This window comes from Bradyrhizobium stylosanthis, from assembly GCF_001641335.1.
Taxonomy (GTDB): domain Bacteria; phylum Pseudomonadota; class Alphaproteobacteria; order Rhizobiales; family Xanthobacteraceae; genus Bradyrhizobium; species Bradyrhizobium stylosanthis.
Map to the genome: position 1 here is coordinate 829,898 of NZ_LVEM01000003.1, position 17,356 is coordinate 847,253.

Annotated in this window: 19 protein-coding genes, 1 pseudogene and 1 riboswitch; of the genes and pseudogenes, 15 read left to right on the forward strand and 5 right to left on the reverse strand. The window is 64.6% G+C overall.

Features of this window, described 5'->3' with window-relative positions:
• Window positions 1-132 precede the first annotated feature (132 nt).
• Window positions 133-1,344: an ABC transporter substrate-binding protein gene (locus A7X65_RS23650; RefSeq protein WP_063689438.1), complete on the forward strand. Its 1,212-nt coding sequence runs from the start codon at window positions 133-135 to the stop codon at window positions 1,342-1,344.
• A gap of 206 nt (window positions 1,345-1,550) precedes the next feature.
• Here A7X65_RS23650 and A7X65_RS23655 read toward each other — a convergent pair whose 3' ends face one another.
• Both A7X65_RS23655 and A7X65_RS23660 read right to left on the reverse strand, forming a co-directional pair.
• Window positions 1,551-2,072 (reverse strand): PRC-barrel domain-containing protein, encoded by a 522-nt coding sequence (locus tag A7X65_RS23655; protein WP_063689441.1) that lies wholly within the window; start codon window positions 2,070-2,072, stop codon window positions 1,551-1,553.
• Between the two features lie 239 nt (window positions 2,073-2,311).
• On the reverse strand, window positions 2,312-2,881 hold the full coding sequence (locus A7X65_RS23660; protein WP_063690752.1) for a hypothetical protein: 570 nt from the start codon (window positions 2,879-2,881) through the stop codon (window positions 2,312-2,314).
• A 180-nt stretch (window positions 2,882-3,061) separates the two neighbouring features.
• Between A7X65_RS23660 and A7X65_RS23665 the strand changes: the two genes are divergently transcribed.
• On the forward strand, window positions 3,062-3,817 hold the full coding sequence (locus tag A7X65_RS23665; RefSeq protein ID WP_063689444.1) for a response regulator: 756 nt from the start codon (window positions 3,062-3,064) through the stop codon (window positions 3,815-3,817).
• A gap of 14 nt (window positions 3,818-3,831) precedes the next feature.
• On the forward strand, window positions 3,832-5,160 hold the full coding sequence (locus A7X65_RS23670; RefSeq protein WP_063689447.1) for an ATP-binding protein: 1,329 nt from the start codon (window positions 3,832-3,834) through the stop codon (window positions 5,158-5,160).
• On the opposite strand, the gene A7X65_RS23675 is transcribed toward A7X65_RS23670, so the two are convergent.
• Window positions 5,157-5,375 (reverse strand): hypothetical protein, encoded by a 219-nt coding sequence (locus A7X65_RS23675; RefSeq protein WP_063689450.1) that lies wholly within the window; start codon window positions 5,373-5,375, stop codon window positions 5,157-5,159. The genes A7X65_RS23670 and A7X65_RS23675 overlap by 4 nt on opposite strands.
• 243 nt (window positions 5,376-5,618) lie before the next feature.
• Here A7X65_RS23675 and A7X65_RS23680 point away from each other — a divergent pair, with 243 nt between their 5' ends.
• The 11 genes and pseudogenes from A7X65_RS23680 (at window position 5,619) to A7X65_RS23720 (ending at window position 15,216) form a co-directional block, all read left to right on the forward strand.
• A complete protein-coding gene (locus A7X65_RS23680; RefSeq protein WP_063689453.1) occupies window positions 5,619-6,149 on the forward strand; it encodes a lytic transglycosylase domain-containing protein in 531 nt (176 codons plus the stop codon).
• 205 nt (window positions 6,150-6,354) lie between these two features.
• Window positions 6,355-6,483: riboswitch (TPP riboswitch) on the forward strand.
• A complete protein-coding gene (locus A7X65_RS23685; RefSeq protein ID WP_063689456.1) occupies window positions 6,471-7,496 on the forward strand; it encodes an FAD-dependent oxidoreductase in 1,026 nt (341 codons plus the stop codon). Its footprint overlaps the riboswitch before it by 13 nt.
• A complete protein-coding gene (gene thiS / locus A7X65_RS23690) occupies window positions 7,487-7,684 on the forward strand; it encodes a sulfur carrier protein ThiS (RefSeq protein WP_063689458.1) in 198 nt (65 codons plus the stop codon). Before A7X65_RS23685 ends, thiS begins: the two co-directional genes overlap by 10 nt.
• A gap of 197 nt (window positions 7,685-7,881) precedes the next feature.
• The gene (locus tag A7X65_RS23695) at window positions 7,882-8,664 is read left to right on the forward strand and encodes a thiazole synthase (RefSeq protein WP_063689461.1); all 783 of its coding nucleotides are present in this window, start codon (window positions 7,882-7,884) and stop codon (window positions 8,662-8,664) included.
• The gene (locus A7X65_RS23700) at window positions 8,651-9,256 is read left to right on the forward strand and encodes a thiamine phosphate synthase (protein ID WP_063689464.1); all 606 of its coding nucleotides are present in this window, start codon (window positions 8,651-8,653) and stop codon (window positions 9,254-9,256) included. The genes A7X65_RS23695 and A7X65_RS23700 overlap by 14 nt, the downstream gene beginning before the upstream one ends.
• Window positions 9,257-9,420: 164 nt before the next feature.
• Window positions 9,421-11,319, forward strand: coding sequence for a phosphomethylpyrimidine synthase ThiC (gene thiC / locus A7X65_RS23705; protein WP_063689467.1), 1,899 nt, complete (start codon window positions 9,421-9,423; stop codon window positions 11,317-11,319).
• Window positions 11,320-11,453: 134 nt separating this feature from the next.
• Window positions 11,454-12,365 carry a hypothetical protein gene (locus tag A7X65_RS41970; protein WP_156527994.1) on the forward strand — a complete coding sequence of 304 codons (912 nt, stop codon included), beginning with the start codon at window positions 11,454-11,456 and terminating at the stop codon, window positions 12,363-12,365.
• A gap of 120 nt (window positions 12,366-12,485) precedes the next feature.
• A pseudogene (locus A7X65_RS43855) lies at window positions 12,486-12,698 on the forward strand (leucine-rich repeat domain-containing protein); the annotation flags it as partial.
• Window positions 12,699-12,758: 60 nt separating this feature from the next.
• The gene (locus tag A7X65_RS23710) at window positions 12,759-13,403 is read left to right on the forward strand and encodes a leucine-rich repeat domain-containing protein (protein WP_245323788.1); all 645 of its coding nucleotides are present in this window, start codon (window positions 12,759-12,761) and stop codon (window positions 13,401-13,403) included.
• Window positions 13,404-13,835: 432 nt separating this feature from the next.
• Window positions 13,836-14,348 carry a mismatch-specific DNA-glycosylase gene (locus A7X65_RS23715; RefSeq protein WP_063689473.1) on the forward strand — a complete coding sequence of 171 codons (513 nt, stop codon included), beginning with the start codon at window positions 13,836-13,838 and terminating at the stop codon, window positions 14,346-14,348.
• Between the two features lie 220 nt (window positions 14,349-14,568).
• Window positions 14,569-15,216, forward strand: coding sequence for a glutathione S-transferase family protein (locus tag A7X65_RS23720; RefSeq protein ID WP_063689475.1), 648 nt, complete (start codon window positions 14,569-14,571; stop codon window positions 15,214-15,216).
• Between the two features lie 11 nt (window positions 15,217-15,227).
• On the opposite strand, the gene A7X65_RS23725 is transcribed toward A7X65_RS23720, so the two are convergent.
• Entirely contained in the window at window positions 15,228-15,773 is a 546-nt protein-coding gene (locus A7X65_RS23725) for an HD domain-containing protein (RefSeq protein ID WP_063689477.1), read from the reverse strand.
• A 170-nt stretch (window positions 15,774-15,943) separates the two neighbouring features.
• Here A7X65_RS23725 and A7X65_RS23730 point away from each other — a divergent pair, with 170 nt between their 5' ends.
• Entirely contained in the window at window positions 15,944-16,636 is a 693-nt protein-coding gene (locus A7X65_RS23730; protein WP_063690753.1) for a glutathione S-transferase family protein, read from the forward strand.
• A 171-nt stretch (window positions 16,637-16,807) separates the two neighbouring features.
• Here A7X65_RS23730 and A7X65_RS23735 read toward each other — a convergent pair whose 3' ends face one another.
• Window positions 16,808-17,242: a hypothetical protein gene (locus A7X65_RS23735; protein WP_063689480.1), complete on the reverse strand. Its 435-nt coding sequence runs from the start codon at window positions 17,240-17,242 to the stop codon at window positions 16,808-16,810.
• Between the last annotated feature and the right edge of the window lie 114 nt (window positions 17,243-17,356).

Consider the following 17,356-nt stretch of genomic DNA (forward strand, 5'->3'; position numbering starts at 1 on the left):
TTCGGAACACCGCCCACCCCCTACTTATTCTCAACCCTCCTTGCGCTGCCTCGCCCTTACGGCTGCGACGGTTTGTCGCTACAAGGGTCCCCGCAAACAAAGCCCAAACAACAACGCTGAGGGAGAACAACCATGCAAAAACTCATCGCCGCCGTCGCGGCCGGTCTCGCGCTTGCCGCCACGTCAGGCGCGGCGCAGGCGCAAATCTCCGACGACGTGGTCAAGATCGGCGTGCTCACGGACATGTCGAGCCTCTATGCGGACGCGACCGGCAAGGGCTCGCTCGCCGCGGTCGAGATGGCGGTCGCCGATTATGGCGCCAAGGTTGCCGGCAAGCCCGTGCAGGTGGTCGCCGCGGATCACCAGAACAAGCCCGACGTCGGCGTCAACATCGCCCGCAACTGGTACGACAACGACAAGGTCGACGCGATCTTCGACGTTCCGACCTCCTCGGTGGCGCTGCCGATCTCGGCGCTGACGCGCGAGAAGAACAAGATCAACATCAATTCCGGCGGCGGCTCGTCCGACATCACGGGCGTTGCCTGCTCGCCCAACACCGTGCACTGGACCTACGACACCTATGCGCTGTCGAACGTCGCCGGCAAGGCGATGGTGAAGCGCGGCGAGGACACCTGGTTCTTCGTCACCGCCGACTACGCCTTCGGCATGGCGCTGCAGCGCGACGCCGCCAACGTGGTCAAGGAGAGCGGCGGCAAGGTGCTCGGCGAGGTCCGCCATCCCCTCAACTCGTCGGACTTCTCCTCGTTCCTGCTGCAGGCCCAGGCCTCCAAGGCCAAGGTGGTCGCGCTGGCGAACGCCGGCGGCGACACCACCAATGCGCTGAAGCAGGCGGCCGAGTTCGGCCTGACCCAGGGCGGCCAGAAGATGATCGCGCTGCTGCAGGAGATCACCGACACGCACTCGCTCGGCATCAAGGCGACGCAGGGCCTGATCGTCACCGACGCCTTCTACTGGGACATGAACGACGAGACCCGCGCCTTCTCCAAGCGCTTCAACGAGAAGGTCGGCCACATGCCGACCATGATCCAGGCGGGCCTCTATTCGGCGACCATGCACTATCTGAAGGCGATCGACGCCATCAAGACCGACGAAGCGCCGAAGGTGATGGAGCAGATGCGCAAGACGCCGGTGAACGACTTCTTCGCCAGGAACGGCAAGATCCGCATCGACGGCCGCATGGTCCACGACATGTATCTGTTCGAGGTGAAGAAGCCCGAGGAGTCCAAGGGCGAGTGGGACCTCTACAAGCTGATCGCCACGGTCCCCGGCGACGAGGCCTTCCGCCCGCTCGACAAGGGCGGCTGCCCGCTGGTCACGCACTGAGCGTTTGCTTCTGCCTTGATAGCGGCGCCTCAGCTTCCGCAACGTCATGGCCGGGCTTGTCCCGGCCATCCACGCCCTTCTCAGCCGCACGCAGAACGTGGATGCCCGGGACAAGCCCGGGCATGACGGCATGCGCAGTGAAAAGACACGACAGCGCGCCCGGTGAAAGCCGGGCGCACTGCGTTTGAGCCGTCAGTCGGGCCGCATTACTCCGAGTACTTGAACTCGGGCATGTTCTTCAGCTCTTCCTTGCTCGCATTGAACACGGCGTGGTCCGGATACCACTTCGAGGTGGAGGACGCCGTCGTGGTCGTCGCCGCGGGCTTGGTCTCGGTGGTGCCGGTCGCAGCGCCCGTGGTGGTCGTGGCGGGCTTCGCGCCGGTGCCGGTATAGGCCACGGCCTCGTTGACGAACTTCAGCTTCTCGTAGGGCACGGCGACCAGATGCTCGCCCATGCCGAGGAAGCCGCCGACACCGATCACGGCGATCTTGACGGCGCCGCTCTTGTCCATCAGCAGATCGCTGATCGAGCCGATGTTCTCGTTGGCATCGTTATAAACCTTCACGCCCGACATCTTCGACGTACGCCATTGGCCGGTGGCCGACGTGGTCGTAGTGGTGGCCGCAGGCGCAGCCTTATCGGTGGTGGCGGTCGGCGCTTGGGCGAACGCAACGGTCGCAAGCAGGGCGGTGCCGGCAAGGCCGGCGGCGATCGATTTCATCAGCATTTGTTGTCCTCTCCTTCACAGAAAACTTGTGCGGGGAAAACAGCGCTGAACACGCGCAGTTCCTTTGCGCGCGGCAATTTCGTCGCGCCATGCGCGAGTGCGAAACGCGACGCTTGTTCCTGCGTCACTCAGGAACATTTTGCGGCGCACGGTTCCCCGCCGACGTTCATGCGCCCTGGGTGATGCATGAGCGCGGCGGGGACGCGCCGACCTTGCGTCGCGCAGGTCAGCTCTGAAAGTCAGCTCTTGAAGTCGATCAGCAGCGCAGAAAAATTCGAGCCGCTCGACGAGCCGCCGTTGGCGCCGTAGGACGCGCTCGACGATTGCGACTGCTGCAGCGCCTGGAGAAACTGCTGCAGGATCTCGGCCGTGGTCTGGTCCGTCGAGCTGCTGCTGGTCTGATCCGTGGAGGATGAATCCGAAGAGCTGTCGTCCGGCGGCGGGCCGGGCGGAGGTCCGCCGGCACCACCTGGACCGCCCGCACCGCCGGGACCGTTCGCGAAGGCGGACTGGAAGACGTTCTTCAACTCGTCGGCCTGATCGGAGGTCAGCGTCCCGTTCGACACTTCGTTCGAGATGAGATCGTCGATCTTCGACTGCATCTCGTCCTTGGAGGGACGCGTGCCGCTGGACTGGTCGCTCGACCGGCTCTGCTGGAGCGCGGTGTCGATGTCGGTCAGCGCCGTCGAGAGCGCGGACTGGTCCGACGACGAGATCGTGCCGGCGGAAACTTCCGATTGCAATTCCTGCTGCAGCCGCTGCAGCGGCGACTGGTAGCTGCCGGCGGAGGCCGCCGAAATCGAGGTCATCATGACTCCGTGGGTTTTGCGGGGTTTCTTACGCGACGGCGCCACGGTATGGTTAACGGCCTTAACGAGACCTTGCCGCTTTCCTGCCCGGTGGTGTCCCCATGTTGCGGACCGGCCAGCGGAAACAATCTGAAACAAAAATCTTCGCCATTTGGCCCGAATCTTGGACAAACAAAGCGCATGGCCATTCCCAATCCCAACATCCTGGTCGTCGAGGACGACCGCGAAACCCGGACGTTGATTGCGAAGTACCTGCGCAACAACGCCTGCAACGTCACCGCCGTGAGCGATGGCCGCGAGATGTCGCGCGCCATGGCCGATCATCGCGTGGACCTCATCATTCTCGACGTCATGCTGCCGGGCGAGGACGGCCTGAGCCTGTGCCGCAAGGTGCGCTCGGAGTCGCAGACGCCGATCATCATGCTGACCGCGCGCGGCGAGGACATCGACCGGATCGTCGGCCTCGAGATGGGCGCGGACGATTACCTGCCGAAGCCGTTCAACCCACGCGAGCTGCTCGCCCGCATCAACGCGGTGCTGCGCCGCCAGGCCGCCGCGCAAGCGGCGAGCTCGATCGAGGGCGCAAGCACGCTGGCCTTCGAGGGCTGGCGCATCGACCTGCGCCTGCGCGAGCTGCGCAATCCCGAAGGCGCGCGCGTCGCCGTCACCAGCGCCGAGTTCGACCTGCTCCGCACCTTCTGCGAGCGGCCCGGCCGCGTGCTGTCGCGCGACAGCCTGCTCGACCTTACGCAAGGCCGCAACACCGGCTCGTTCGAACGTTCCATCGACGTGCTGGTCAGCCGCATCCGCCGCAAGATCGAGCCCAACCCGGCCGATCCCACCATCATCAAGACGGTGCGCTCCGGCGGCTATCTGTTCACGCCGAGGACTGAACCGGCAGGCACTGAAGCGGTCGCGGCGTCCCTGAGCAGCTGAGGGGGACGCCGACGATGAAGCCGTTCGGGTTCTTCCATCTCAGGGGTATCGGCGGGCAGATCGCCGCGCTGGTGCTGGCCTCGACCGTCGCGCTGCATCTCGTCGTCACCACCGCCTTCCTGATCAGCCGGCCCGACCGTCCGGACACGCCGCCGGACGGCGCGCATCAGCTGACCGATGCCGCGCTGCTGCTCGGCGCGGCTGACGCCGGCGATCGCCCGCGCCTCGTTGCCGATCTCACGCGCGCCTTTCCCAAGCTCGGCATCGAGATGCTCGCGCCCGGCGCTGCCGGAATCGTCGAGGACAGCGACAACCCCCATCTGCGCGGCATGCGCCGTCATCTCGGCCGCGGCTACAAGGTGGTGCAGCTGCCCGGAGGCGGCCCCGCGCACCGCGTCGGCATCGAACTCCCCGACGGCAGCATGATCGCCGGCCGCGTCGAGGGCGGCGGCCCGCGACCGTGGTTCTGGGGCGCGCCGTGGCTGGTGACGCTGATGACGGCTTTCATCTGCATCACCGTGCTCGGCCTGTGGGCGGCGCGCGCGCTGGCCGCGCCGCTGTCGTCCTTCGCAAGGGCCGCCGAGAATTTCAGCCTGGACGGCGGCGCCGACCCGCTGCCCGAGCGCGGTCCGGAAGAGATCCGCTCGGTGGCGCGCGCGCTCAACCGCATGCATGAGCGCATCGCGCGGCTGATGTCGGACCGCACGCGGATGCTGGCGGCGATCAGCCACGATCTGCGCACGCCGATCACGCGGCTGCGCCTGCGCGCCGAGTTCATCGAGGACGAGACCAACCGCAAGCGCATGCTGATCGACCTCGACCAGATGCGCTCGATGCTGGAAAGCGTGCTGTCGCTCCTGCGCAACGACCGCAAGATCGAGGCGGTGACCCTGGTCGACATCGCCAGCACGCTGCAGCTCATCGCCGACCAGTTCGGCGACATGGGCCATGTCGTGCACTATGAGGGGCCGATATCGGCGACCGCCGCCGCGCGGCCCGACGACCTGCACCGCGGCGTCACCAACCTCGTCGAGAACGCGGTGCGGTTCGGCGCCGAGGTGACGATCCGCCTCGACGCATCGAGCACAAAATTCGTCATCGACGTCGAGGACGACGGTCCCGGCATTTCGGATGCGCGCAAGCAGGAGATGCTGGAGCCGTTCGTGCGCGGCGACGACGCACGCACCATGGACGACTCCACCGGCTTTGGCCTCGGCCTGTCGATCGCGCGCGCGATCGCGGTCGCCCACGGCGGCGAACTCTCGCTGCACGACCGCGCGCCGCATGGCCTGATCGTGCGGATGCAATTGCCGGTGTGGCAGCAGCCGCGGCTGGCGGCTTAAGCTGCGAGCGGCGGATACGTGACGGCCGCGGGCTCCTCGAAGATCGCCACAGCCTCGAAGCGATAGTTGCAGGCGCGGCAATTCCAGAGATAGGAGATGCGCCCCTCGCCCGGCTCGATCCAGTCGGGATGGGGGATCGGCGTGCCGCATTGGGCACAGGGGTTATGTCTGGGGATGTCGCCGGTGTGCGCACTGACGAGGCTGGCTTTTGTCATGGCACCTCTCCCGATTTGCAGCGCTTACATACTCGCTTTCGCAGGCCGGCGCGAATAGACAGGCGTGCTGTCGCGAGCGGGGGTCGTTCGCCCCGGCAGCCTGACTACGCCAGCATTGAGTCGTAACAGCGGCTCGGCACCGCAAAAACGTTAACGGCGGCGTTTGGTCACATCATCGCCGCCTTCGCCGGGCCTAACGGCAGCCGGGTGCAGGTCACTTTTCTAGGACCTCAGGAATATCCCATGAAAATTTTATCCATTGCCGCGCTGCTCGCGGCCGCACTCTTCGTTCCGCAGGCCGCATTCGCGGGCGAGGCGGACTATGCCGAGATGGTCGCGATGCACGCCCGCGCCAACGGCGTGCCGGAGGCGCTGGTGCATCGCGTCATCATGCGCGAAAGCCGCTACCAGCCCGGCCTCGTCGGCCATGGCGGCACCATCGGCCTGATGCAGATCAAGCTCGCGACCGCGCGCGGCGTCGGCTACACCGGCGATGCCGCAGGCCTGCGCGATCCCAACACCAACCTCACCTATGCCGTGAAGTACCTCGCCGGCGCCTATCGCGCCGCCAATGGCGACCACGCCCGAGCTGTGCGTTATTTCGCGGGCGGCTATTACTACGCTGCAAAGCGCCAGCGCCAGGAGACGGTGCAGCAGGCCAGCAACGACGCCTGGCTCGAGCCCAACGGCAACCCGCCGCCGATGTTCGGCACGGTGCCGCACAAGAAGCTGGCGCAGCGCGTGCGCAATGCGCGGGCGCAGGCTGCGCAGTAGCTCCCCGTGTCCCGGGCGCAATGCGGCGCCATAGCGCGTTGAAGACGCGCGTGAACGCGCTTACGGCGCCGCTGCGCTGAACCGGGACCCACGCCAGCCACGCAAATGGGCCCCGGCTCAGCAGCGCACCACTGCGCGATGCGCTGCGTCCGGGGCAGGTTCCCGCCTGGCGCGTTGACCACGCCGCCCCGCTGTCCTACATTAGAGCCGTTCCGAGGGGTGCTCCGAGGAGGAGCTGAGATACCGCTAAATGGGCAATACCGCCCAGGACCGCGGTGACCCTTTGAACCTGATCCGGGTCATGCCGGCGAAGGGACAGGGATGTTGCACACGACCAAGCGTCCGGATTCACCGGTATCCATCATCGGCGCAGGCATTGCAGGCGCCTGGCAGGCGTTGTTGTTCGCGCAGGCCGGCCACACCGTCACGCTACACGAGCGCGGTGACGCCGCCATGGCCGATTCCACCAGCCATTGGGCGGGCGGCATGCTGGCGCCCTATTGCGAGGCCGAGGTCGCCGAACCCATCATCTCCAGGCTGGGCCTCCGCTCCCTCGACATCTGGCGGCGCGAGCTGCCCGACACCCCCTTCAACGGTTCCCTCGTCGTCGCCCATCCCCGCGAGCGCAACGATTTCGAGCGTTTTTCACGCATGACCGAAGGCCACCGCCGGCTGGATGCCGCAGGCCTTGCCGAGCTCGAGCCGTCGCTGGAAGGCCGCTTCCGCGATGCGCTGTTCTTCCCGACCGAGGGCCATGTCGAGCCGCGCCGCGTGCTGCCGAAGCTGCACGAGCGCATCAAGGCGGCCGGCGGCACCATCAAGTTCGACAGCGACGTCACAGCCAAGGATCTCGCAAACCTTGATCCCAAAGGCATCGTGATCGACTGCCGCGGCCTGTCCGCGCGCGAGGAGCAGCCCGACTTACGCGGCGTCAAGGGCGAGATGATCCTGATCGAGACGAGCGAGGTGCAGCTGTCGCGCCCGGTGCGGCTGATCCATCCGCGCTGGCCGCTCTACGTGATCCCGCGCGAGGACAATCTGTTCATGCTGGGCGCGACCTCGATCGAGGCCGAGGATACCGGCGTCAGCGTGCGCTCCGCGCTGGAGCTGCTGGGTGCGGCCTATGCCGTGCACCCGGCCTTCGGCGAAGCCCGCATCGTCGAATTCGGCTCGGGCCTTCGTCCCGCCTTTCCCGACAATTTGCCGCGCATCGGCATCCGCGGCGAGACCATCGCCGTCAACGGCCTCTACCGCCACGGCTTCCTGATCGCGCCGGCGCTCGCCGAGCTGACGCTGAACTACGTCGAGCGCGGCCAGATCGACAACGAGGTGATGCAATGCGCGTGATCGTGAACGGCGAGCAGCGCGAGGTGACTTCCGCGAGCGTCGGCGCGCTGCTCAGCGAGCTCGACTACGAAGGCACGCATTTCGCCATCGCGCTGAACTACGACGTCGTGCCGAAAAGCCGCTGGGCCGAGACCAGCCTGAAGGCCGGCGACGAGATCGAGATCATCACGCCGCGGCAGGGAGGGTGATTGGACATGATCGCACTCCAGCCGCGCGGCCCTCTTCACCTCTCCCCGCTTGCGGGGAGAGGTCGGATCGCCCTTCGCGATCCGGGTGAGGGGGTACAGGTCTCACGTCGATCTCTCCCGGGGAAAGAGCCCCTCACCCCACCCCTCTCCCCGCAAGGGCGGGGCGAGGGAGCAGACCGCAAATCGCGGAGACACTGATGGTCAATTTCTACGGCAAAACCTTCGCCTCCCGCCTCCTCATCGGCAGCGCGCTCTATCCCTCGCCCGCCATCATGCAGGACGCGATCCGCGCCTCAGGCTCGAACATCGTCACGGTGTCGCTGCGCCGCGAATCCGCCGGCGGCAAGTCGGGCGATGCGTTCTGGAAGCTGATCCGCGAGCTCGACGTCACCGTGCTGCCGAACACTGCCGGCTGCCGCACCGTGCGCGAGGCCGTAACCACCGCCAAGCTCGCGCGCGAGCTGTTCGGCACAAGCTGGATCAAGCTCGAAGTCATCGCCGACAACGACACGCTGCAGCCCGACGTCGTCGGCCTGGTCGAAGCCGCCACCATCCTGATCAAGGACGGCTTTGAAGTGTTCCCCTATTGCACCGAGGATCTCTCGGTCGCCAACCGCCTGGTCGATGCCGGCTGCAAGGTGGTGATGCCGTGGGCCGCGCCCATCGGCAGCGCCAAGGGCATCACCAACCGCGACGCTCTCAAGCTGATGCGCGAGCGCCTGCCCGACATCACGCTGGTGGTCGACGCCGGCATCGGCGCGCCCTCCCACGCCGCGCAGGCGCTCGAGCTCGGTTACGACGCCGTACTGCTCAACACCGCCATCGCCAAGGCCGCCGATCCCGTCGCGATGGCAAACGCCTTCCGCCTCGGTATCGAGGCCGGCCGCACCGCCTACGAGGCCGGGCTGATGAACTCGCGCGACTTCGCCTCCCCCTCCACCCCTGTCGTTGGGACCCCGTTCTGGCATGCCGTATCCTGATCGCTTCTATCCCGTCGTCGACAGCCTCAAATGGGTCGAACGCCTGACCAAGCTTGGCGTCGGCACCATCCAGCTGCGCACCAAAGAGCTCAACGACGCCGACGCGCTGCAGATCGTCACCGACGCGCTGGCGATCACTGAGGGTACCCAGGCCAAGCTGGTCGTGAACGACTATTGGCGCGCGGCGATCGTGGCCGGCGCGAAATACCTGCATCTCGGCCAGGAAGACCTCGCCGATGCCGACCTCAAGGCGATCCGCGAGGCCGGCCTCTCGCTCGGCGTCTCCACCCATGACGACGCGGAGCTCGAGACCGCGCTCGCGGCAAAACCCGACTACGTCGCGCTCGGCCCGATCTTCTTCACCACGCTGAAGTCGATGCGCTTCGAGCCGCAGGGCATCCCGAAGATCACGGACTGGAAGAAGCGCATCGGCACCATCCCGCTGGTCGCGATCGGCGGCATCAAGTTCGAGCACGCCGCGGAGATCTTTGCCGCGGGCGCGGATTCCATCGCGGTGGTCAGCGACGTCACCCAGAACGCCGATCCCGACGCCCGCGTGCGGCAATGGCTCGGCCTGAAGGAGGCTGCGTGATGCAGCCCCACTCTTTCCCCGCCGTCATTGCGAGGAGCGAAGCGACGAAGCAATCCAGACTGCTTCCGCGGAAGCATTTCTGGATTGCTTCGCTGCGCTCGCAATGACGAAACACACCAGCGTCGCCTTGACGCAAGCACAACAGAATTAAACCGGAGGATCCCATGAACATCCGCTCCAATCCCGACAAGACCGTCCCCGCCGTCACCACCGGCCCGCTGCCCTCCTCGCGCAAGATCTTCGCCTCGCCCGACGCCGCGCCCGACGTCCGCGTGCCCCTGCGCGAGATCATCCTTTCGGAGGGCGCCGGCGAGCCGAACCTGCCGGTCTACGACACCTCGGGCCCCTACACCGATCCCTCCGTCACCATCGACGTCAACGCCGGCCTTGCCCGCAGCCGCAAGCAATGGGTGCTGGAGCGCGGCGGCGTCGAGGAATATGACGGCCGCCAGATCAAGCCGGAGGACAACGGCAGCGTCTCCACCGACAAGGCCGCGCGCGCGTTCAGCGCCTATCACAAGCCGCTGCGCGGCCTCGACGGTCACAAGATCACCCAGCTCGAATTCGCCCGCGCCGGCATCGTCACCAAGGAGATGATCTACGTCGCGGAGCGCGAGAACCTCGGCCGCAAGCAGCAGCTCGAGCGTGCGGAAGCAGCCCTTGCCGACGGCGAGAGCTTCGGCGCTGCGGTGCCCGCCTTCATCACGCCGGAGTTCGTGCGCGACGAGATCGCGCGCGGCCGCGCCATCATCCCCTCCAACATCAACCACTCCGAGCTCGAGCCGATGATCATCGGCCGCAACTTCCTGACCAAGATCAACGCCAATATCGGCAACTCGGCGGTGACCTCGTCGGTCGAGGAAGAGGTCGAGAAGATGGTGTGGGCGATCCGCTGGGGCGCCGACACCGTGATGGACCTCTCCACCGGCCGCAACATCCACACCACGCGCGAGTGGATCTTGCGCAACTCGCCGGTGCCGATCGGCACGGTGCCGATCTACCAGGCGCTGGAGAAGTGCAACGGCGATCCCGTCAAGCTGACCTGGGAGCTCTACAAGGACACGCTGATCGAGCAGTGCGAGCAGGGCGTCGACTATTTCACCATCCACGCCGGCGTGCGTCTGCAATACATCCACCTCACCGCCAGCCGCGTCACCGGCATCGTCTCCAGAGGCGGCTCGATCATGGCGAAGTGGTGCCTGGCGCATCACAAGGAGAGCTTCCTCTACACCCATTTCGACGAGATCTGCGACCTCATGCGTAAGTATGACGTCTCGTTCTCGCTCGGCGACGGCCTGCGTCCCGGCTCGATCGCCGACGCCAACGACCGCGCGCAGTTCGCGGAGCTGGAGACGCTCGGCGAACTGACGAAGATCGCGTGGGACAAGGGCTGCCAGGTCATGATCGAAGGCCCCGGCCACGTGCCGATGCACAAGATCAAGATCAACATGGACAAGCAGCTCAAGGAGTGCGGCGAAGCCCCGTTCTACACCCTCGGGCCCCTGACCACCGACATCGCCCCGGGCTACGACCACATCACCTCAGGGATCGGTGCGGCCATGATCGGCTGGTTCGGCTGCGCCATGCTCTGCTACGTCACGCCGAAGGAGCATCTCGGCCTGCCCGACCGCAACGACGTCAAGACCGGCGTCATCACCTACAAGATCGCCGCCCACGCCAGCGATCTCGCCAAGGGCCACCCCGCCGCGCAACTGCGCGACGACGCCCTCTCCCGCGCGCGGTTCGACTTCCGCTGGAGCGACCAGTTCAACCTCGGCCTCGATCCCGACACCGCGAAAAACTTCCACGACGAGACCCTGCCGAAGGAAGCCCACAAGGTCGCCCATTTCTGCTCGATGTGCGGCCCGAAGTTCTGCTCGATGAAGATCACGCAGGACGTGCGCGACTACGCGGCGACGCTGAACGATCCGAACAGCGTGGGCATGTCGATCAGCGGCACCGCCGAGGACGGGATGGCCAAGATGAGCGCGAAGTTCAAGGAGATGGGCGAGAGCCTGTATCTGGATGCGGAGAAGGTGAAGGAGAGTAATCGGGTGTTGTGAGGCGTGATCAATTTCACACAGCTTCTCAGTACAAAAGCCGGGCAATGCCCGGCTTTTTCATTCAACGGCATTTACATTCTTGCTACCCGAGATAGAGTAACCACGTTACTCGCCACTTTTTTGCTCGCTAGATTATGGCTTTACCCTACAGCGCGCCGACACCGGAATTGGCCTTAGAACTCGATGAAGTTCGCGCCGATGCACTGGCGCTAGCTGAGATATTCTCGCAGATCAACGCCCCACTACCGAAAGAATTCCCAAGAGAAGCCGTCGTTGAATTGGCCTCCGCTCTCCATAAGCTTCCTAGCGGAACCGCAAAGGGTTGCCTAAGGCCCCTTACAGAAGCCCAAGCCCAGCTCGCCGCTATACGGAGTCAATTTATCAGGCACGACCACTTCGAGGAAACTCTCGAAACCGATGCCCCGCCTCTCTTTAGAGGTGAACCTATCGACCAGAAGCTACGCAGCCTCATGAGTTCTGTCTCTACGGCGCTCCAAACGGCAAACCGCTTGGCTGCCGAAGAACCCGAGGCCGAAGAGCCCGAATATAGTTCGGCTCCCCTGAATGAGGCCTCCACGGCCGAACTGATAAGGAAATCGGCAAAAGCGCAACAGGAAATAGAGGGCGAGAAAGACGAACTAGACTCTTTAGGAATCGGTTCTGAATCTTCGGACACACTAAGCCGTCGCCTCACGGACGCAGCCGTCCTAAATCAACTTGGGCGAGGTGAACTTCGTCTACCTCGAATAATCTCAGCGCGACTTCGGCGAATTGCTCAGGCCTTGAGCGATTATCCTACTCTCATTCGGCGCGCCGCAGAATTGGTGACCGCAGGCGCTCATGTTGCAGATTACGCTCACGAGAAGTGGTCGGCGCTGGAAACCCGAATATTTCAAGCAGGAACGGCTACCATACGAGAGGTCGCGGAAGATATTTCCAACTACGCTAAGAAAATCGATGCGAACCGTAAGGAAAGCGGGCAACAAAAAGGGCCGGACGACTTCGACTTGGAACAGGCCACCCGAATGATCCACACGGGAACATGACCTCCCGCGCATTGGAGACCACTAATTAGAGAGCTCCCCCTGAAGAATCGGAGGTTGAAATCGCTAGATGGATTAGCGGGGCTATCGAACCTTCAGGAACTCACTAGACTGAGCGTCAGGGTGAATGATGTATCTGCTCTGCGAGAGCTAACGTCGCTACAAGAACTTGCCCTAAGCTTCACCCAAGTTCGAGACATTCGACCGCTTGCGGAGCTCAAGCAACTAAGAAGTCTCTCTCTGATGGGAACTCAAGTCTCGGACCTCAGTCCTCTCGCAGGACTACCCAACCTTCAACACTTGGACATCGACGGGACCGAGGTGACAGACCTCAATCCGTTGAGGAATATTACGAGCTTAACTCGATTGGACTTGCGACGCACTAAGGTGTCTTCCTTGGCTCCAATTGCGGGGCTTACGAACCTCGAGTCGGTATATGCGGATAGAACGAGCATCGAGGACATTACCGGCCTAACGGAGCTTAGAAAACTCAAGTCCCTAGTGTTAGCTAAAACTGCGCTACTCAACCTCGCGCCGATTGCAACTCTTGTCGATCTAACGTTACTGAACGTCAGCCAAAACAAAATCAACGACCTGGGCCCTTTGGCAAAGTTGGTCAGGCTTGAGTCTCTCAATGTGAGAGAGACTGACGCGAAGGATCTAGCGCCTCTCTCGCTTCTTACGGAGCTCAAATTCCTGGACCTAAGCCGGACAGCCGTCTCAGATATTAGTCTTGTTCGAGAGCTGACTAATCTTGTCAGTCTGTATATCGACTATACAGCAGTTTCCGATCTAACCCCTCTATCTGGTCTTAGAAGGCTTTGGTTCCTAAGCCTTGAAGCGACGAACGTCACCGACCTGAGCCCCCTGAAGCATCTGCCCGAGCTGAGCTCAATCCACGTTGCAAGGACGCCGATTCAAAGCTTTGACAGTTTGATTGAGTTTGGACGCCTTAGCTTAATTGAGATCAGTGGGGATCAATTCGATAAGATCCCCAAGGCGCTATCAAAGCGCGGAGTCAGAATCACGATAAAGTCCTGACCAACAGGTACCGCGCAAGGGCTGATCTCGGCCTCAACCCAAGGAAGCCAATTCACGCGCGAGATTCTCGTGGGCGTGAGACTTCGTCAGCCGGATCATGCGGCCAATCTCATGGCTGAGATCGGTGCGCACGTGCCGTCAGCCAGTTGAGCGCCGAGCTCTTCAATATCCGAGCGAGTGAGATCGTAAACGACATCGTGCCACCAGATCGCTTCCGACAGAATCTCGCGCTCGCTCACCGAGAGCCCCCACCTGTGCGAGCGCAGCGAGGCAGTCCTCGATATGCGCGAGATTGTGATAGTGACGGCCCGGCGCGGTGTAGGCGGCGGCTAGTTCTTCGCGGTTCATCGACAAAGCATAGGACACGAGCGGCAGAAATGGTAGCAAGCGGACGGACAGCTCGCCCGCCGCATACAGTTCACTGGCCCTTCGATGTCCAACAGCGACGCACACCGCCTCCCCGACCAGCTCCTCCCCAACCTCCGCCTCGTCTTCGTCGGCACCGCCGCCTCGACGCGCTCGGCCGAGGTCGGGCACTACTACGCCCATCCCGGCAACCGGTTCTGGCGCGCGATCCATGAGGCCGGGATCACGCCGCGGCGGTATCAGCCGGGCGAGTTCGCGGCGCTAATCGAGCTCGGGATCGGCTTCACCGATCTCTCCAAGACGGGCGCGGGGATGGATCACCAGATCGCGGCGGAGACGATCGACGTGCCCGGCTTCAGGGCGAAGATGGAGAAGTATCGGCCGCGGACGATTGCGTTCACGAGCAAGAAGGCGGCGAGCTTGTTTTATGGCAGGCCGTCGCGCGGGATTGCGCTGGGGCGGCAGAAGCGCGACGAGAGCTTGCCGGAGGTGTTCGTGCTGCCGTCGCCGTCCGGGGCGGCGTCGGGGCATTGGACGCTGGAGCCTTGGCGGGAGCTTGGGGCGTGGATTAATTCATAGGGGTCAGCGCCTCACACTCCGCGGTCGTCCCGGCGAAGGCCGGGACCCATACCGCGTGATCTATCTGCTGCGGACGGTCGCAGTACCGAACGACGAGTCTTCGCCAAACTCCTCCCTGGGGGTATGGGTCCCGGCCTTCGCCGGGACGACACCGAGGGCTGTCGGAATCCGCCCCACCCGTTCGTCCTCTGGCCACATCCTGCAATCACCCGGAGCCCCCATGCCCACCATCACCGCCTTCGAAAACTCGCCCGACCGCGGCCGCGGGCAGGCGCGTGACATGCGTGTTCGCTGGGCGCTGGAGGAGGTCGGTCAGCCCTACGACGTCCGCCTCGTCTCGTTCGCGGCAATGAAGCAGCCGGCGCATCTGGCGCTCAATCCGTTCGGGCAAATTCCGACCTATGAAGACGGCGATCTCGTCCTGTTCGAAACCGGCGCGATCGTGCTGCACATCGCCGAGCGTCATGCCGGGCTGTTGCCGACGGACGCGAACGCCAGGAGCCGCGCGATCGCGTGGATGTTCGCCGCGCTGAACACGCTGGAGCCGCCGATCGTCGAGCTCGGCATGGCGATGCTGTTCGAGCGCGACCAGAGCTGGTACGCGGAGCGCCTGCCGATACTGCAGGAGCGCGTCCGCACCAGGCTCGGCGAACTGTCCCGCCACATCAGTGAAGCCGACTGGCTCGACGGGGCGTTCAGCGCCGGCGACCTCATGATGGTGACGGTGCTGCGTCGGCTCAACACATCGGGGCTGCTCGACGAATACCCCGAGATCGCTGCCTATGTCGGGCGCGGCGAAGCGCGGCCGGCGTTCCGGCGCGCGTTCGAGGCGCAGCTTGCGGTGTTCAACGCGGCGTCGCGTTCGTAGCCGCCATCGCCTCAGCCCAGCGACGCCAGCTCGCGCGCGAGGTTGTCACGGGCCTGCCGGTCGAAGGTCGCGGCGAAGTCCGGATCGGGAAAGATGACCGGACGGTCGGCGAAATGGTGGAGCACCCGGGCGCGCCCGGCGCGATAGTCGCCCTCGCTGACATGGCTGAATTCGTGGCGGATCGCCGCGGCATAGGCATCGTAGCGCGCGGGCTCTGCACCGAGAATGCTGAGATCGATCGAGATCAGGATCGCCCCGAGGCGATCACCGGCGGCGACGTCGTGCGTCTTCGTCAGGCGGATCAGGCGGCCGACCTCCCGGCGAAGCTCGGCGCGGACGTGCTGCTCGGCAAGCTCCGCGCTGCGCTCCTCGTTATCCGGCCGGGTCGGATCGTACACGACGTCGTGCCACCAGATCGCCTCCGACAGCGTCTCGCGCTCGGCGGCCGAGAGACCGCCGAGGCGTGCGAGCGCGGCCAGGCAATCCTCGATATGCGCGAGGTTGTGATAGTGGCGGCCGGGCGCCGTGTAGGCGGCGGCAAGGTCTTCGCGGTTCATCCTGCGAGTATAGCAGCGTAGGGTGGATGAGCGCAGCGCAATCCACCAAGGCCCGTTTCCGCGACTTCGCCAACATCGCCTATGGCGTCGCCCGGATGAGCGACGAGGCCACCATTGCATCCGCCCGCGCGCCCCGTCATGCTGCCTCCACCACCCGGAGGAGCCCGCCCATGCTGACGCTCTACTCCTACCCCGAGCTGTTCGGCGTCGCCGACAACAACGGCTACGGCCTGAAGGTCTACGCCTTCCTCAAGCTCGCGGGCGTGCCGTTCGTGCACGAGCACATCTTCGACGCCTCGGCCGCGCCGCGCGGGCAGCTGCCTTACATCGTCGACGACGGCACGACCATCGGCGACAGCGAGAGCATCATCGCGTATGCGACCAGCAAATATCGCCTGACCATCGATGCGGCGCTGTCGGCCGAGCAACGCCGCACCAATCATCTGGTCACGCGCATGCTCGACGATCTCTACTGGGTGATGTCGTATTCGCGCTGGAAGGACGAGCGCTTCTACCCCGCGTTCCGTGACGGCTTTATCGCGCAACATCCGCAGGTGACTGCCGAAGGTTTCGAGAAGGCGAAGGCGTACAACGCGCAGCGCTATCACTATCAGGGCATCGGCCGCTACACGCCCGAGCAGGCTTACGCGCGGGGGCTCGCCGACCTAGAGGTGCTGGCGGAGATCGTGCCGGCAAAAGGCTTCGTGCACGGCGCGACGCCGACCAGCTGTGATGCCGGCATCTATGGCTTCGTCGCCAACATCTATTATTTTCCGATCCCAACGCCGCTGAAGGCGTTCGTCGATGCGCATGCGAACCTCGTCGCGCATTGCGAGCGGATTCATGCGGCGGTGAGCGCGTAGTCCGCGATATCGTAGGGTGGGCAAAGCGAAGCGTGCCCACCAGCGCTGTCACCGCAAATACAGACCTCATCCTGAGGAGGCCGCAAAGCGGCCGTCTCGAAGGATGGCCGCAGGCGAGAGATCGTGGGCACGGCGCTTTTCGCGCCTTTGCCCACCCTACGGCACCGTCTTCTACCGCATCGTGATCGCGAGGCCGCTGAGGTCCGCGTTCGCCATCAGGCCGACCTGCGTGCCGGAGAGCTCCAGCACGGCGCCCTTCTGGTTGGTGAGCACGATGGCCCGCGCGCCGGCGCCGACCGCCAGGCCCGCACCGGCCGCGCCGTAGACGCCGGCGACGTCGGAGGGACGGTTGATGTTGGAGACGCGGCCGCGCAGCACGGTCTTGGAGCCGCCGAACACGAGGCCGTAGTCGAGCCCGCCGGTGGAGAGCCCGTAGGAACGGCCGCGGAAGTTCAGCACGCCGCTCCCGCCCGAGCCGCCGATGATCCAGCCCGCCTTGTAGATCGTCAGCACCACGGTGCCGCCGTCGGCCAGCGCCGAGGTCGAGAGGCCGGCGAGCGCAGCAATGGCGACCAGCGCGGCGCGAAGGGTGGTTGCGATCTTCATGGGGGTCTCCGGGGGCTATTTTTTGAGGAAGGAAACGAATCAGACGCGATGAATCTATCCGATCGATCGCGGCGGCAACATGATGGGGGCGGGCGACGCATCGCAATGCAAGGC

Coding starts and splice junctions, on each gene's coding strand:
- A7X65_RS23650 (WP_063689438.1), top strand. CDS start 133: ATGCAAAAACTCATCGCCGCCGTCGCGGCCGGTCTCGCGCTTGCCGCC.
- A7X65_RS23655 (WP_063689441.1), bottom strand. CDS start 2,072: ATGCTGATGAAATCGATCGCCGCCGGCCTTGCCGGCACCGCCCTGCTT.
- A7X65_RS23660 (WP_063690752.1), bottom strand. CDS start 2,881: ATGACCTCGATTTCGGCGGCCTCCGCCGGCAGCTACCAGTCGCCGCTG.
- A7X65_RS23665 (WP_063689444.1), top strand. CDS start 3,062: ATGGCCATTCCCAATCCCAACATCCTGGTCGTCGAGGACGACCGCGAA.
- A7X65_RS23670 (WP_063689447.1), top strand. CDS start 3,832: ATGAAGCCGTTCGGGTTCTTCCATCTCAGGGGTATCGGCGGGCAGATC.
- A7X65_RS23675 (WP_063689450.1), bottom strand. CDS start 5,375: ATGACAAAAGCCAGCCTCGTCAGTGCGCACACCGGCGACATCCCCAGA.
- A7X65_RS23680 (WP_063689453.1), top strand. CDS start 5,619: ATGAAAATTTTATCCATTGCCGCGCTGCTCGCGGCCGCACTCTTCGTT.
- A7X65_RS23685 (WP_063689456.1), top strand. CDS start 6,471: ATGTTGCACACGACCAAGCGTCCGGATTCACCGGTATCCATCATCGGC.
- thiS (WP_063689458.1), top strand. CDS start 7,487: ATGCGCGTGATCGTGAACGGCGAGCAGCGCGAGGTGACTTCCGCGAGC.
- A7X65_RS23695 (WP_063689461.1), top strand. CDS start 7,882: ATGGTCAATTTCTACGGCAAAACCTTCGCCTCCCGCCTCCTCATCGGC.
- A7X65_RS23700 (WP_063689464.1), top strand. CDS start 8,651: ATGCCGTATCCTGATCGCTTCTATCCCGTCGTCGACAGCCTCAAATGG.
- thiC (WP_063689467.1), top strand. CDS start 9,421: ATGAACATCCGCTCCAATCCCGACAAGACCGTCCCCGCCGTCACCACC.
- A7X65_RS41970 (WP_156527994.1), top strand. CDS start 11,454: ATGGCTTTACCCTACAGCGCGCCGACACCGGAATTGGCCTTAGAACTC.
- A7X65_RS23715 (WP_063689473.1), top strand. CDS start 13,836: ATGTCCAACAGCGACGCACACCGCCTCCCCGACCAGCTCCTCCCCAAC.
- A7X65_RS23720 (WP_063689475.1), top strand. CDS start 14,569: ATGCCCACCATCACCGCCTTCGAAAACTCGCCCGACCGCGGCCGCGGG.
- A7X65_RS23725 (WP_063689477.1), bottom strand. CDS start 15,773: ATGAACCGCGAAGACCTTGCCGCCGCCTACACGGCGCCCGGCCGCCAC.
- A7X65_RS23730 (WP_063690753.1), top strand. CDS start 15,944: ATGCTGACGCTCTACTCCTACCCCGAGCTGTTCGGCGTCGCCGACAAC.
- A7X65_RS23735 (WP_063689480.1), bottom strand. CDS start 17,242: ATGAAGATCGCAACCACCCTTCGCGCCGCGCTGGTCGCCATTGCTGCG.